The following is a 14,460-nucleotide window of genomic DNA, read 5'->3' on the forward strand; positions in this document are numbered from 1 at the left end:
CTGCATCAGGGTCAGTCGGTCTTCACTTCGGAGGGCAGCACTTCGTACGGGTTCGTGCTCAGGGCTCCGAAGACGCCTGCGTCGGCCAGTTCGTCGAGCTGCTTCTCGTCCTCGACTCCGGTGGCCCACACGTCGAGCTCGCCGCCGGCCCGATCCGCTGCGGCATCGGCGTCGACGGCCAGGGCCGTAAAGCCGGCCTCGGACAGGGACTGCTCGCTCGAGGCGGTCACGTCCCCGGTGAACATCGCGTCGACGCCGGCGTCGGCGGCGGCACGGGCCACCTCGGCGTCGTCGGTGCGCACGATCGTCGAGTCCTCGAGGCCCGCCTCGGTGACGGTGTCCAGGGCGGGTCCGGCCACCTCGGCGGAGGTGATCTCGGGCAGGAAGACGGTGTCACCGCCGAGCTCGTCGACGAGGCCGTCCCAGGTGATGGGCTCACCGGATTCCGTGTCCTCGCGAGGGGGTGTGATCGAGGCGTCGAGGAATTCGTCGACGGTGAGTTCGTCGAGGCCCTTCTTCAGGCCCATCGACTCGGCCGCGGTCTCGGCATCGGCGGCGACGACCGTGCCGTCGCCGAGAGCGGCCAGGGTGGGGGCCGGGAGGTAGCCGAACTTCACGTTCTCCGTGAAGGCGCGCTTCGAATCGGGCGGGTACACCGCGGACCCGCCGTCGAGTGCGGCCACGGCCGGCGGGTTGAGCGAATCGACGGTCAGCTGGTCCTTGCTGCCGAAGATGTTGAACGCGAGGACGGCGACGACGGCGAGGACGACGATCGCACCGGCCCACAGGGGTGCGTTGAACTTCTTCGGCTCCGGGCGCTCGGGCACGGGCACGCGCTCCTGGGAATCGGGTTCGACCGAGGGCAGCGGGTCGTTGAGTCCGCGCCCGTACCGGTCCCGATCGGGGCGGCCTGGCTTCCTCTTGCTCATCGGCTGCCGTCCTTCGTCGTGCCCGCCCCGGTCACCAGGCCTTTGAGGAATCCGGCGCCCCAGCACAGGTGCATGGTCGGCAGGACGAGGCCGAACCAGAACCGTTCCCGTCTGCCGCAGTCCTTCGCCGCCGAGGCGGTTGCCAGGATCCCGGCGATGTAGCCGCAGCTGGGCACGTGGACGAGTGAGGTGAAGCGGCGGACGAACTTCGGCCAGGTCTTCGTCCGGCCGGTCAGCTGGAGCAGGGTCTCGATGACGGCGGCACCCATGCCGAGCACCAGCAGCGGCGGGGCGAAGTAGCGCAGGGAGTTCTGCGCGCCGTAGCGGCGGATGAGTTCGGCCCGCCAGATGCCGGTCGCCCAGAACTGGCGGGCGATCTTCGACCAGGTCCCGCGGGGCCAGTAGGTGACCTGCATGTCCGGGTTGAACCAGATGCGTCCGCCGGCGGTGCGGATGCGCAGGTTGAGTTCCCAGTCCTGACCGCGTTTGATGCCTTCATCGAAGCCGCCGAGGGCATCGAAGACCTCGCGCCGATAGACGCCGAGGTAGGCTGATTCGGCTTCCTGCGCCTCGTCACCGGAATGGTAGGCGGGGCCGCCGAGGCCGACCGGGGACATATAGGCACGGGCGACGGCCTTCTGGAAGGAGGTCCTGCCGCGGGCGAGCATGAGACCGCCGCAGTTCGCGGCCTTGGTCTCGCGCAGGGTGTCGATGGCCTGCTGAGTGTATTCGGGGTTGAGCCCGGAGTGCGCGTCGACGCGGATGATCACCGGATGCCGGGTCGCAGCGATCGCGAGGTTGAGGCCGATCGGGGTCGCGGCTTCCGGATTGTCGACCGTCTGGATCCGGGAGTCGGTCGCAGCCATCGACTCGATGATGGCGTTCGTGTCGTCCGTCGAGGGCCCGAGAGCGAGGACGATCTCCTTGTCCCCGTCGTAGTCCTGCGCGAGGATCGTGGTGATCGCCTGTTCGATGTGCTCGGCCTCATTGAGGACCGGCATGATGAAGGAGACTCCGGGCTTCTCGGCCAACGGCGGCAGGCCGTCCGGGGTCAGGATCTCAAGTACTTTCGACACGCCTTCAATCTTGTCACACGCGCGCGAGCGCGGTCTTGAGGGGGCGCACAGGCACGGGGCTGCGGTCACCCCTCAGTTCTCGGCCGAGAGCGCGTGGTGGAGTTCGCGACGCAGGTCGAGGAACGCCGGATCTGCCTCGATGTCCTCACGGTCGCGGGGTCGGGCGAAGGGCACGTCGAGTTCGGATTGGATGGTCGCGGCCGGCCCATGGGAGAGCACGAGGATGCGGTCGGCCAGCAGCAGCGCTTCGTCGACGTCGTGGGTGACGAGGACGAACGTGCGCTTCTCCCGCTCCGACAACGCCAGCAGCTGCTGCTGCAGCGAATACCTCGTCAGCGCGTCGAGGGCGCCGAGGGGCTCATCGAGCAGAAGCACCTCGGAGTTCAGGGCGAATGCGCGGGCGATGCCGACCCGCTGCGCCATTCCTCCGGAGAGCTGGTTGGGTCGCAGATCAGCGGCCGAGCTCAGTCCCACCCGATCGAGCCATTCGTCGGCGAGCTCCTCCCGCTCGTCTGCTGTGCTCGCCCCGGTGCCCGCGGCTTCGAGAGCGAAGAGCACATTGCCTTTCGCACTCAGCCACGGCAGCAGCACGTGCTGCTGGAACACCATGCCCAGGTGCCTGCTCGGCTCGCGGATGGGCTCACCGGCCAGTGAGACCTGACCGTGTTCGGGTCTCTCGAGCCCGGCGAGGATGCGCAGCAGCGTCGACTTCCCCGAGCCGGAGGGTCCGATGATCGCGACGAACTCGCCGGCACCGACCTCGAAGGACACATCGGCGAGGATCTGCTGCGTCCCGCCCTTGGGCCGGCGGAAGGCCTTGCTGATGCGTTCGATGCGCAGGCCGGCGGCCGCCTCGGCGGGGGTCTGGGTCTTCGCTTCGGTCACCGTCGGATCTGTCGGGTTCATCTCGGGCCTCCTCCTCGTGGGGGGTCTCGCATCGGTCGGGCTCATGCGGCGGGCACCAGTCGATGGAGCTGGGAAACGGCGCGGTCGAGGAGGAAGCCGACGAGGCCGATGATGAGGATGGCGACGACGATCGAGTCGATGTTCATCGCGTTCCATTCGTTCCATACGAAAGTGCCCATGCCGCGGCTGCCGACGATCATCTCGGCGGCGATGATGACCAGCCACGCCGTCGACAGAGAGGTGCGCAGACCGGTGACGATGGCAGGGACGGTGGCGGGCAGGGTGATCCGCAGGATCCGTCGCAGCGGAGTCGTCTCCAAGGTGCGGGCGAGGTCGAGGTAGGCGGGATCGATCCGGTGGACGCCGTCGATGGTGTTGATGAGGATGATCCACAGCGAGGCCATGAAGATCACGAACACGGCGGTGGCTTCGGAGTCGCGCAGGATCGCCAGCCCGATGGGCAGCCAGGCCAGCGGTGAGACGGGACGCAGCACCTGCACGATCGGGTCGAGGGCGGATTCGAGGGTGCGGCTGCTGCCGAGCACGAGTCCGAGCGGGATCGCGATGAGCGCGGCGAGTCCGAAGCCGATGAGCACCCGTCGCAGCGAAGCGATGAGATGGAAGACGATGCCGACGTCGTTCGGGGGCCGGAACACGAACGCGGTGGAGACGACCTCGATGAGGCGGTGCCAGCTCGCGGCCGGGGTCGGGGCGAGGCCGCCGTCGTCATAGCCGGCGGTGAGCAGCTGCCAGATGAGGATGACGACCGCGGCGACGATGAGGAACAGACCGGTCGTCTTCGCCAACCCGACGAGGCGCCCGGTCCCAGGCGCCGCCCCCTTCACGCCGGCATCCTCGGGTCGGGAGGGCGATCGCTTCGGTTCGGTGCTCCGCTTCAGTTCAGCGCTCATGGTCTCAGAAGCTCCACTTCTTCGGGCGGCGTGGGTCGAAGGTGCGGCCGAGGACGGTCTCACTCGTGTGCTCGGCAGTGTCGCCGCCGAGGCTGCCGAGGACGTCTGCGGCTGCATGCGAATCGAACACGGAGTTCACCGCTCCGGCATAGTCGCCCGCCTGCGTGAACTCGGCATCGCCGGTCAGGTCTTGGCGCTGCATCGCATCGAGCATCCACACGCCGAAGGATTCGTGCGGGTAGGGCTGGAAGCCGATCCGGTCGGGCACCGAGCGGTTCTTGCCGGTGCCGTCGGGGAACTTCCCGGTCAGCACGGCCTCAAGCACGGGCTGCGGCATTCCGAGCGCCGAACCTGCGGTCATGAGTTCGGCGGCCTCGGCCCGGTGCGCCGGTTCGTCGATCCACAGTGAGACATCTCCGAGGGCGCGCAGCAATGCTGTGTAGCTGTTCGGGTTCGCCGCGGCGAAGTCCTCGGCGACGGCGAAGCTGCAGCAGGGGTGGCCGGGCCACAGGTCCTTCGTCAGCAGGTGGATGAATCCGGCCCCTTCGGCGACGGCCCGCTGGTTGAATTGGTCGGGCAGGCAGAAGGCGTCGAGTTCGCCCACGGCCAGGGCGGTGACCATATCCGCCGGGCGCATGATCCGCAGGTCGACGTCCTGCTCCGGGTCGAGGCCGCCGGAGGCGAGGTAGTCACGCGTGAGCAGGCTGTGCACCGAATAGTCGAAGGGCAGGCCGACGCGCAGACCGGCGAAGTCGTCCGGTCCTTTGACCTTGCCCAGCAGCGACCGGGCGACGGTGATTCCGTTGCCGTTCGTGTTCGTCACGAACGGCAGCCGCAGATCGCGTCGGCCCGAGGCGAAGTTGTGGTGGATGGCCAGCGGCATCGGTGCGAGCATCTGCGTGGCGTCGAGCTCGCCGGCGACGAATGCGATCCACAGCTCCGCCCAGCCGGTGTAACGGCGCAGCGTCACCTCGAGCCCGTATTTCGCGTAGACGCCGAGGGCGGCGGCCGTGACGATCGGGGTGCCGCAGGTGATCGGCACGTACCCGATCGTCATCGTGCGTTTCTCGAGACCGGCCGGAGCTGTGAGTGAGGGGTCAAAGTCCGCCGAGGCGGTGCCCGCCGTTCCCGTCTGTGTGGGTGAGCAGGCGCTGAGCAGTGTCGCGGCACCGGCGGAGGCGCCGAGTCCCAGCAGCCGGCGTCGTGAGAGCGCCGAGGCGGCCGCCTCTCCCGTCCTCATGATCGTTTCCATGTGTGTGTTCCGCTCCGTCCGGGTCATCCCAGACGGTCGAGCTCCCACCGCAGCTGGGATTCCGAGGGCGACTGGACAGGGATGAACGTCGCTTCCCGGAAGCGTCGGTTCGCATGCGAGCCGACGGCATATCCGCGGCCGCCGGCGGTGCGGATCTCGAGTGCCGAGACTGCCGTGGCCAGCCGTCCGGCCTCGAGACGCAGAGACAGGACTTCGCGCGGGTCGGGGCGATCGGCGGTGCCGATCCGGTGGATGATGTCGACGAGGCCGCTCTTGGCTTCCACGAGGGCCCGGCCTTCCCGCTCGACGTCGTCGGTGAAGACGTCGTTGATGCCGTGCAGCCCCGCCTCGGCGCCGGAGTGTGCCGAGGCGGCGAGTCCGAGGCAGAAGCTCGATTGGAGGACGGCGGCGACGGGGCGCCAGCGGGCGAGAAGCCCGGTGAAGTCCTCACCGATGACCTGTTCACGGTCGAAGTCGGTGATCTCAACGCTCACCGAGGTCGACGCTGTGCCCTTGAGCGCGAGCAGGTCGAGATCCGGGCCGACGGTCACGCCTGCCTCGGACAGGGAGAAGGCGACGATCGACTTCGGGCCCGCCTGAGGATCAGCCGCAGCGGGGTCGACGGCACCGGAATCAGCCGAACCGTACGCCGCAGAGACGATGACGGCATCGGGGTAGAGGTTCGAGGCCCACGCGAGTTTCCCGCGCAGCGCCAGAGATCCGGCCCCGCCTCCGGACTCCCCTGTGCCCGTACCGATTTCGAGCCCGAGCTCGCCGGCTCCGACCGAGGCTTTGAAGGCCGGCGCCATCCCGGACACGCCGATGGTCTCACCGCGACGCAGCCGGTCGAGGTGGCGGTCGGCGAAGCTGCCGCCGGTGGTGGCCAGGTAGTCGATGGCCATCCTCTGTCCCCAGACGGAGAAGGCGAGGCTCAGCGAGTGCCGGGCGATGGCCTCGATGACCGAGGCCTGGTCGAGCAGAGTGCCGTTCGCCGTCTGCCCGTCACTGCCGGCCACCCCGAGATCGAGGAGTCCGGCTCGGCCCAGTTCGGGGAGGAATTCTGCGACCTGGCGGTCTCCGCGATCGAGGGCGGGGGCCGCCTCGGCGATCGTCTCGAGCAGTTCGGCGGGAACGGCCGCGGTGGTCAGCGCATCGGTCGGGCGGCTGATGGCGTCGAGACTCATGGTCAGGAGCTCGACCCGGTGGTGGTCGAGGTTTCGAGGGCGACGGGGCGGATGAAGGTGTTGGCCACCGGTGACCATTTGACGGCGTCGTCGCTGATCTTCTGCAGCGTGGCGTCGTCGGCGTCGCCGTCGAGCGAGATGTTCGCCCGCACCGTGGTGATGCCCAGTTCCTTCTCCGGGTCGAGGTCGCCGACGCCCCAGACGGCGGAGATGTCGATATCGCCTTCGAGCTCGATCTCGATCTTCGTCAGCGTCACTCCGCGGTGGCTTGCGATGGCCTGGATACCGACGTTGATGCACGATCCCAGTGCGCCGAGGGCGTATTCGGTCGGGTTCGGTGCCTGGTCATCGCCGAGGAGGGGGTGCGGTTCGGAGATGAGGAACGGCTTGTGGTCGCGTGCGAAGTTGAGGTTGCGGAACCCGGATTCGGTCACGGACTTCACGGAGATCTTCTTGTGGCCGATCTCGGGGTCGGCCTTGTTCTTCTCCGAGAGTTCATTGAGTCGGTCGACGTCGATGTTCTTGGTGGTGTCGATGCCCTTGTCAGTGTCGATGCTCATGGATCTCACCCTCCGTACTGTCAGATGCGGTTGATGGCCCCAAGCTATCGGCGTGGGACGAAAGATGATGCAGCTTCGTCACTATTCGACATATATTGCTCAACACATCAACGGTCGTACAGATCATTCACACGCGAAATCTCTTGCAACAGTCGAGGATTCCTGCTGAGCGGGCTCATTGATCCACAGATGTGCTCAACTATTCAGTTTTCGACGATCGCCTCGATCGGCAGATCGTGCTGAGCGGCGAAGTCGACCCAGCGGGCGGTGGGCTCGGCGGCGAAGGCGCGTTCGAGTGTGTCGTGATCGGACCCGAGGTTCGCGGCGAGCGCCTTCGCGAAGTGGGGTTCGATGCAGGCCACGGCGATGTGCCCATCGGCGGTGGCATAGGTGCGATAGAAGGGAGTGCCCCCGCCGAGGGGACCGCCCGGTGAGCTCAGACCGTGCCGCGCCGGCCCCGCCGCCCAGGCCGCGGCCTCGTCGAGGACGACCCGTCGGACGATTCCGCTGCTTGTCCCGCCGACTGCGGGGCCTCCGCCCCTGCCCACGTCCCGCTGGCGCAGGCCGGCCAGGGCCTCGAGTGCGGCATGCTCACCGCCGAGCACATCGGCGACGGGGACCGTCGGCATGTGTCCGGGCAACAGCGTGGCGTGCGCGGCCTGATAGGTGAGGTCGTGGCCCGGGACATCGGCACGGTCGCCGGCGAAGCCAACGAGCTCGACGTGGACGAGTCCGTGCTCGTCGACCAGCTCCGGCACGCCCAGAGCGGCTGCGGCCCGGGGACGCATGGCGGTGAGCAGGACGTCGGCCTCGGCGGCCAGGGAACCGAGCTCCTTCGCACCGTCAGCAGTCTTGAGGTCGACCCGGCGGATCTCCTGACCCTCGGTCAGCTCCCGATAGTATTCGGCGACGGCGCTCTCGAGGGGGTCCCCATTGGGCGGTTCGACCTTGATCACCCGGGCGCCGAGCTGCGTCAGTCGTGCCGCGGCGAGCGGTCCGGGCAGATTGACGGCGAGCGTGAGCACCGTGATTCCGTTGAGCGGGGTCTGGTCGGTCACCCTGTCTCCTCTGGTCGATCGATCACCGGCCGGGCGAACGGCTCGAATCTGCCGAGCCCGACACAGATCACTGGTTTTGAACGAATGTATAAGATGCTGAAAGAATGTTCAATAGCGTCTCGACGCGTCGGTACGGCGCGCCTGCCCCGAGCGGGCAGGCGCCACCGCCGCGCGTGGGCATGGAAGAATTGGCCGGGAACGATGGGCTGGGCCTGCCCTCAAGAGCAGGTATGAGCAGGCATGCGCAAGAGCAGGCACGGGGTCGATTCGGAAAGGCAGGGGTGAGGACATGGCAACGGCAGCCGCCCAGGACGGATCACAAGACGACGGCAGGGACCTCACCGGTCGTGCCCGCATCCGCAATGCCGGCCTCCACCTCTTCGCGGCCAACGGCTTCGCCGGCACTCCCTTGCGCTCCATCGCCGCCGAGGCGGGGGTGGCCATCGGGCTCATCTCCCACCACTTCGGCTCGAAGGACGGACTGAGGGAGGCCGTCGAGAGCTGGATCATCGACCTCTTCGACACCGCCATCGACACCGCCGACCAGCAGTCCGCGGACCCCGTCGCCGATGCGGCCGGACGCGATGCCGCAGTCGCCCGAATGCTCGAAGACCACCCGCTCGTCGTCGACTACCTGCGCCGGGAGCTCCTCGACTCACCCGATGACCGGCCCCTGCTCACCCGCCTGACCGCGCTCACACGCCAGAGCGTCGATTCGATGCGCGCCACGGGTCTGGCCTCGACCGACAGGGACCGCGTGGAGCAGGTCGTGACCGTCATGGTCCGCCAGCTGGGCAAGCTGTTCCTGCAGCCGCTCATCGACCAGATCGTCGATTCGTTCCCCGCCGAGGAACGCCCGGCCGCCTCCCCCGAACTGAGCGTCGAGGTCAGCTCCGCCCACCGCTGAGGTCGAGCGAGCCAGCGGGTTGTGCCCTGTGGCACATTCCCGTAGATTCATCACATAGGACATCATACGTCTTATGTGTCGATCGGGACCCGCCCTCGCTCGGTCCCCTACAGACTTCACGTGAGGAGGGAGCATGGACGCTCCGGGACTCGGCGGCCTCAACTGGGCCGTGATCATCATCTACCTCGTGGCTACCCTGGGCATCGGGGTCTGGTTCACCCGCAGGGCCAGCGGAGGCACCGACGCCTTCTTCAAGGCCAATGGTCGGATCCCGGCGTGGGCGGCCGGATTCTCCATCTACGCGACAACGCTGTCGGCCATCACCTACATGTCCACGCCCGAGCAGGCCTTCCTCACCGACTGGTCCTACGCCGCGGGCAATATCGCCATCTTCGCGATCGTCCCGCTGCTCGTGTTCTTCTACATCCCCTTCTTCCGCAAGCTCGACGTCACCACGGCCTATGAGTACCTCGAGGAGCGCTTCGGACCGAGCATCCGCGTGCTCGGCTCGGTGCTGTTCGTCCTCTTCCACATCGGTCGCGTGGCCATCGTCATCTACCTGCCGACCCTGGCCATCAGCTCCGTCACCGACATCAACCCGGCACTGGTCGCCGGGGCCGTCGGCGTGCTCTCGGTCGTCTACACGTTCCTCGGCGGCATCGAGGGCGTCATCTGGTCCGATGTCGTCCAGGGCATCATCCTGCTCGTCGGCGCGGGCGTCATCCTCGTCTTCGGCATCATGGCCCTCGACGGCGGCCTGGCCACCGTGGTCTCCGACGCCGCGGCCGATGACAAGTTCATCTCTGCCGACAACTGGAAGTTCGGTGGAGCCGCCGCGGCGATCCCGATCGTCTTCCTCGGCTCGGTGTTCAACAACCTGCACCAGTACACCGCCAGCCAGGACGTCGTCCAGCGCTACCAGACGACGGCCTCGCCGAAGTCCACCGCCCGCTCGCTCATCGTCAACGGCTTCCTGGCCCTGCTGACGATCCCGCTGTTCTACGGCATCGGCACCGTCCTCTACAGCTTCTACCAGCACTCGGAGGCCCTTCCCGAGGGGTTCAACACCTCGGCGCTGGTGCCCTATTTCGCGGTCACCGCACTGCCGGCCGGCGTCTCGGGGCTGCTCATCGCCGCGATCTTCGCCGCCGCCCAGTCGACGATCTCCTCGAGCCTCAACTCGATCTCGGCCTGTGTCACCGTCGACATCCGCGACCGCTTCTTCCCGCCCAAGGACGGTCTGCCCCGCACCGGGGTCGGTTTCTCACGCGCCGTCATCATCGTCGTCGGCATCCTGTCCGTCTCGGTCGCGCTCTACCTCGCGGCCACCGATCAGGCCCAGACCTGGGATCTGTTCCTGTCGATCACCGGGCTCTTCGGCGTGCCCCTGGCCGGGGTGTTCGCGCTCGGCATCTTCACGAAGCGGGCGAACACCGCCGGTGTCCTCGGCGGGCTCATCCTCGGCGCGGGCCTGGCCTGGATCGTCCAGGAGCAGGCCGGACTGACTCCGTTCGCCGTCTCGACCGTCGCCTTCATCGGCGCCATGGTCCTCGGCTACCTCCTCTCGCTGCTCACCGGTCTCCTGCGGGCGCGCGGTGACCATGATGTGCTGCCGCTGACCATCTACGGCAAACGCGATGACTACACTCGGCGCGTCCCCACCAAACCCGCCGAGCCGGTCGCCATGTCCGCCTCGGCGTCAGGAAACAACTCCGACAAGCAAGGAAACGACCATGACTGACTTCCACGGAATCATCCCCCCGCTGCTGACCCCGCGCACGGATTCCGGCGAGATCGACCGGGCGGGCATCTCCGCCCTCGTCGACCACCTCGTGGCCGGCGGGGTGCACGGCATCTTCGTGCTCGGGTCCTCCGGTGAAGTCCCGTACCTGACCGAAGCCGAACGCGACCTCGTGCTCGAGACCGCGCTCGAGGCCGCGGCCGGGCGGGTGCCCGTGCTCGTGGGCATCAGCGAGCAGACGACGGTCCGCGTCCTCGCCGAGGCCGACCGTCTGCTGGCCATCGGCGGTGACGCCGCCGTCGTCACCACCCCCTTCTATGCTCTGTCCGACGCTGCCGAGGTCGAGCGCCACCTGCGCACGGTCGCCGACCACATCGACGTTCCCCTCTTCGCCTACGACGTGCCCGTGCGCACGCATATGAAGATGCCCTTCGAGGTCCTCGTCCGCCTCGCCGAGGAGGGTGTGCTCGCCGGGGTCAAGGACTCCTCCGGCGACGACATCTCTTTCCGCCGCCTGCTGCTGGCGACGGAGCACCTGCCCGACTTCGCCGTGTTCACCGGCCACGAGGTCGTCACCGACGGGGCCATGCTCGGCGGAGCCGCCGGAATCGTCCCGGGGCTGGGCAATGTCGATCCCGCCGGTTATGTGCGCCTCTACGCCGCCGCGCGGGCCGAGGACTGGTCGACCGTCGTGGCCGAACAGGATCGCCTGGCGCGGCTGTTCGAGATCACCGGTGCCGCGACCCCCGGACGCGTTTCGGCCGGTGCGGCCGGCCTCGGCGGGTTCAAGACCGCCCTGCGCCTCATGGGCGTCATCGGCTCGAACCGGATGGCCGAACCGATGGAGGCCCTCGACGCCGCCGAGGCGGAGAGGGTCCGCGAGATCGTCACCGCCGCAGGACTGCTGTGAGACTGCCCGGAATCATCGCCGTCGATGTCGGAGGCACGAAGATCCGTGCCGGGTCCGTCGTCGACGGCGTGCTCGGGCATGTGCGGACCGTGCCGACGCCGGCGAGCGCGGGGGCACAGGAGATCCTCGACACCATCGCCGAGGCGGCCGCCGCCGTCATCGCCGAGCCCGGCCGTGGCGCTGCCGTGTCCGAGTGGCGGATCGGCGTCGGTGCGGCCGGGGTCATCGACCCGGTCACCGGGACCGTGGTCTCGGCGACCGATTCCCTGTCCGGCTGGGCCGGCACACGCCTGGTCGCCGAGCTCGAGGCCCACACCCAGCTGCGCGTGCGCGCCGTCAACGACGTCCACGCCCATGCCCTCGGCGAGGCCTGGTCCGGGGCGTCTCGCGGGACCAGCAGCTCTCTTCTCGTGGCGGCCGGAACGGGCATCGGCGGCGGGATCCTCTGGGACGGGCGACTGGTCACGGGCCGGAATTCGGCGGCCGGGCACATCGGGCATCTGCCCGCGCCGGCCGCCGCCGGCCTGCCCTGCCCGTGCGGGGCCACCGGCCATGTCGAGGCGATCGCCTCGGGCCCGGCGATCCTCGCCACCTATCGCAGACTGCTCGCCCACGACCAGCAGAGTCGGCAGGAGGCAGAAGCACCGACCCCTCACACGTCGGCCGTGCAGGGACCGGTCGGCGCTCCGGAACCGGCCGCTGCGCCGTACCCGCCGGCTACGCCGGGCCAGGCCGGCGAGCCGTGCCCGCCGGCTGTTCGGGGCCCGGCCACGACTCGGGACCTGGCGGCGATCGCCTCGGCGGGTGACCCGCTGGCGAAACGAGCGTTCGAGATCGGCGCCCGAGCCCTCGGCGCGGCCCTGGGCGGCATCGCCAACGTCGCCTCCCCCGAGGTCATCGTCATCGGCGGCGGACTGGCCGAGACGGACGAGACGTGGTGGGCTCCCCTGCGCGAGGCCTTCGCCGCCGAACTCATCCCCGCCACCACCGGAACCCCGCTGCGAAAGGCAGAAATGGGTCAGGACGCCGCACTCCTCGGCGCGGCGAGCCTGTGGACCGCAGAGGTCGGCCCCTGGAGCCATCAGAACCGCGAGACCTGCGAAAAGGAAGAGACTCACTGATGCTGTCGAAGACCGAGATCCTTGACCGCCTGCGCGCACGGCTCATCGTCTCAGTGCAGGCCTATCCGGGTGAGCCCATGCGCGATCCGAGAACGATGGCGCAGGTCGCAGCCTCGGCCGTGACCGGTGGTACGGGTGCCGTGCGCGTGCAGGGGCTCGGAGACATCCAGGCCACCCGTTCGGCCGTCGAGGTGCCCGTCATCGGGCTGTGGAAGGACGGCACCGATGGGGTCGTCATCACCCCGACGTTCCAGCACGCCTTTGCGGTGGCTCTGGCCGGGGCCCACATCGTCGCAGTCGACGGGACCCGCCGCGAACGGCCCGACGGGCTGAGCCTGGCCGAGACCGTCGGACGCCTCCACGAACAGACGAACGCCCTGGTCATGGCCGATTGCGGCAGCCTCGGCGATGCTCGGGCCGCGGCCGAGGCCGGTGCCGACATCATCGGCACCACCCTGGCCGGCTACACCGGCGAGCGCTCACCGGTCGCCGGCCCCGATCTCGAACTCATCAGCGCCATCGGCGATGCCGGTCTGGCCCCGATGCTCATCGCCGAAGGCCGCATCCACACGCCCGATCAGGCCGCTGCCGCCCGTCGGGCCGGCGCCGAGGCGGTCGTCGTGGGCACCGCGATCACGCACCCGGCCACGATCTCGTCCTGGTTCGCCGAGGCGGTTGAGGGCCAGACGCACTGACCGGGGATGCTGATCGAGCGGGCGCGTTGACCTTGGCGTTGGGTCAACGTTTAGAGTCCGAGCCATGAGCATTTCAGTGATTGACAGCGCGGCCGGGATGCGCCGTGTCCTGGACCAGACCCCGCAGGGGCGTGCTGATGCGGTGCGCGATCTGTGGGCCCCGATGGCGGGCATGTACCACTTCATCCCGGACATCGACCTGCTGAGCGTCCACGCCCAGAACTTCGGCTTCCCCCTCGACTCGACACCCCAGTGCGAGCGGCAAGTCCGCGAGGCGATCGCGGCCCTCGAAGCGGCCGACGCGTGGTCCCGCGTGCGAACTGCCCTTCAGGGCGGTGCTGCGGCGCTGGCCGAGGGGGATCCCGGCATGCCGGTTCCCGACCTGCAGCTCCTTCTGCTCGCCGGCGACCCGACGAACCACCATTTCCTGGACGAGATCCAGGGTCTGTCGGCGTTCGGCGGGATCAGCGGGTACATCTCCGTGACGGTGTGGCCCACCGAGCTGGTCCTGGACCGGCTGGAAGCCATCGCCGTCCATGAGCTGCACCACAACGTGCGGTACTCCCCTGGCGGGGTCGTCTGGGACCCGGACACCGTCACCGTCGGCGAGCATGTCGTCGCCGAAGGGCTGGCTGATCTGTTCGCGGCCGAGCTGTACGGCGACCGCGGGTACACCCACTTCGCCAGTGAGGACACCCACACCGACGACGCCGTCCTGGCCAAGGTGGCCTCCGGCCTCAACGTCACCGGCATGGCGGACTTCGCGTCCTGGGTCCTGGGGGATGCTTCTGCCCGCTTGTTCGGCGGTCAGCCGGTCGGCCTGCCGACCGGTGCCGGCTACGCAGCCGGGGCACGCATCGTCCAGGCGTACCTGAGCGCGACGGGGACGACTGCGGCTCAGAACGTCCGCACTCCGACGTCCGACATCCTGCGCGTGGCTCTGCCTGCGCTCGGCCTCAACGATGCCGGGGCACGCTGAGCGGCACACGTGGCCGACGGTGAAGCGTTGGGTCGACCGTCACCTGGCCGGCGAGTCGATGCAGAACCGCTCGTCACGCCCGAATGCGTCGCCGAACAAGACCCCGAAGGCAGTGGCGAAGCGGTGCGTGAGCCTGCGCATGCGCTTGTGCGAAGGGCCCGTTCATCTCGCCGCCCGGCTCGACATCACCCCATCGACGGTGCACCGCAGCCTCACGACGCCCCGCCTCAA

At 68.6% G+C, this 14,460-nt stretch carries 14 protein-coding genes and 1 pseudogene; 7 read left to right on the forward strand and 8 right to left on the reverse strand.

Going from position 1 to position 14,460, the window contains the following annotated elements; translation table 11 throughout:
* Positions 1-11: 11 nt before the first annotated feature.
* The 8 genes from IG171_RS13775 to IG171_RS13810 form a co-directional block, all read right to left on the reverse strand.
* Entirely contained in the window at positions 12-929 is a 918-nt protein-coding gene (locus IG171_RS13775) for a hypothetical protein (RefSeq protein WP_212127963.1), read from the reverse strand.
* The gene (locus IG171_RS13780; RefSeq protein WP_212127964.1) at positions 926-2,005 is read right to left on the reverse strand and encodes a glycosyltransferase family 2 protein; all 1,080 of its coding nucleotides are present in this window, start codon (positions 2,003-2,005) and stop codon (positions 926-928) included. Before IG171_RS13780 ends, IG171_RS13775 begins: the two co-directional genes overlap by 4 nt.
* 72 nt (positions 2,006-2,077) lie before the next feature.
* Complete coding sequence (locus IG171_RS13785) at positions 2,078-2,911, reverse strand: ABC transporter ATP-binding protein (RefSeq protein WP_212127965.1); 834 nt, start codon at positions 2,909-2,911, stop codon at positions 2,078-2,080.
* Positions 2,912-2,952: 41 nt separating this feature from the next.
* Positions 2,953-3,822: an ABC transporter permease gene (locus IG171_RS13790; protein WP_212127966.1), complete on the reverse strand. Its 870-nt coding sequence runs from the start codon at positions 3,820-3,822 to the stop codon at positions 2,953-2,955.
* A 4-nt stretch (positions 3,823-3,826) separates the two neighbouring features.
* Positions 3,827-5,062 carry a CmpA/NrtA family ABC transporter substrate-binding protein gene (locus IG171_RS13795; RefSeq protein WP_212127967.1) on the reverse strand — a complete coding sequence of 412 codons (1,236 nt, stop codon included), beginning with the start codon at positions 5,060-5,062 and terminating at the stop codon, positions 3,827-3,829.
* A 35-nt stretch (positions 5,063-5,097) separates the two neighbouring features.
* The gene (locus IG171_RS13800; RefSeq protein ID WP_212127968.1) at positions 5,098-6,258 is read right to left on the reverse strand and encodes an acyl-CoA dehydrogenase family protein; all 1,161 of its coding nucleotides are present in this window, start codon (positions 6,256-6,258) and stop codon (positions 5,098-5,100) included.
* 2 nt (positions 6,259-6,260) lie between these two features.
* Positions 6,261-6,818 (reverse strand): OsmC family protein, encoded by a 558-nt coding sequence (locus IG171_RS13805; RefSeq protein ID WP_212127969.1) that lies wholly within the window; start codon positions 6,816-6,818, stop codon positions 6,261-6,263.
* A 203-nt stretch (positions 6,819-7,021) separates the two neighbouring features.
* Positions 7,022-7,876 (reverse strand): CoA transferase, encoded by an 855-nt coding sequence (locus IG171_RS13810; protein ID WP_212127970.1) that lies wholly within the window; start codon positions 7,874-7,876, stop codon positions 7,022-7,024.
* A 289-nt stretch (positions 7,877-8,165) separates the two neighbouring features.
* On the opposite strand from IG171_RS13810, the gene IG171_RS13815 reads away from it, so the two are divergent.
* The 7 genes and pseudogenes from IG171_RS13815 to IG171_RS13845 all read left to right on the forward strand — a co-directional run.
* The gene (locus tag IG171_RS13815; RefSeq protein WP_212127971.1) at positions 8,166-8,783 is read left to right on the forward strand and encodes a TetR/AcrR family transcriptional regulator; all 618 of its coding nucleotides are present in this window, start codon (positions 8,166-8,168) and stop codon (positions 8,781-8,783) included.
* A gap of 133 nt (positions 8,784-8,916) precedes the next feature.
* Entirely contained in the window at positions 8,917-10,524 is a 1,608-nt protein-coding gene (locus IG171_RS13820) for a sodium:solute symporter (protein WP_212127972.1), read from the forward strand.
* Entirely contained in the window at positions 10,517-11,434 is a 918-nt protein-coding gene (locus IG171_RS13825) for a dihydrodipicolinate synthase family protein (RefSeq protein WP_212127973.1), read from the forward strand. The genes IG171_RS13820 and IG171_RS13825 overlap by 8 nt, the downstream gene beginning before the upstream one ends.
* A complete protein-coding gene (locus IG171_RS13830; RefSeq protein ID WP_212127974.1) occupies positions 11,431-12,555 on the forward strand; it encodes an ROK family protein in 1,125 nt (374 codons plus the stop codon). Before IG171_RS13825 ends, IG171_RS13830 begins: the two co-directional genes overlap by 4 nt.
* Positions 12,555-13,250, forward strand: a complete 696-nt coding sequence (locus IG171_RS13835) for an N-acetylmannosamine-6-phosphate 2-epimerase (protein WP_212127975.1) — start codon at positions 12,555-12,557, stop codon at positions 13,248-13,250. The genes IG171_RS13830 and IG171_RS13835 overlap by 1 nt, the downstream gene beginning before the upstream one ends.
* A gap of 64 nt (positions 13,251-13,314) precedes the next feature.
* Positions 13,315-14,229 (forward strand): DUF2268 domain-containing putative Zn-dependent protease, encoded by a 915-nt coding sequence (locus IG171_RS13840; protein ID WP_212127976.1) that lies wholly within the window; start codon positions 13,315-13,317, stop codon positions 14,227-14,229.
* Between the two features lie 7 nt (positions 14,230-14,236).
* Positions 14,237-14,458, forward strand: a pseudogene (locus tag IG171_RS13845) (IS481 family transposase); the annotation flags it as partial.
* Positions 14,459-14,460: the final 2 nt, after the last annotated feature.

This window comes from Brevibacterium sp. SMBL_HHYL_HB1, from assembly GCF_018208375.1.
GTDB classification, from domain to species: domain Bacteria; phylum Actinomycetota; class Actinomycetes; order Actinomycetales; family Brevibacteriaceae; genus Brevibacterium; species Brevibacterium intestinavium.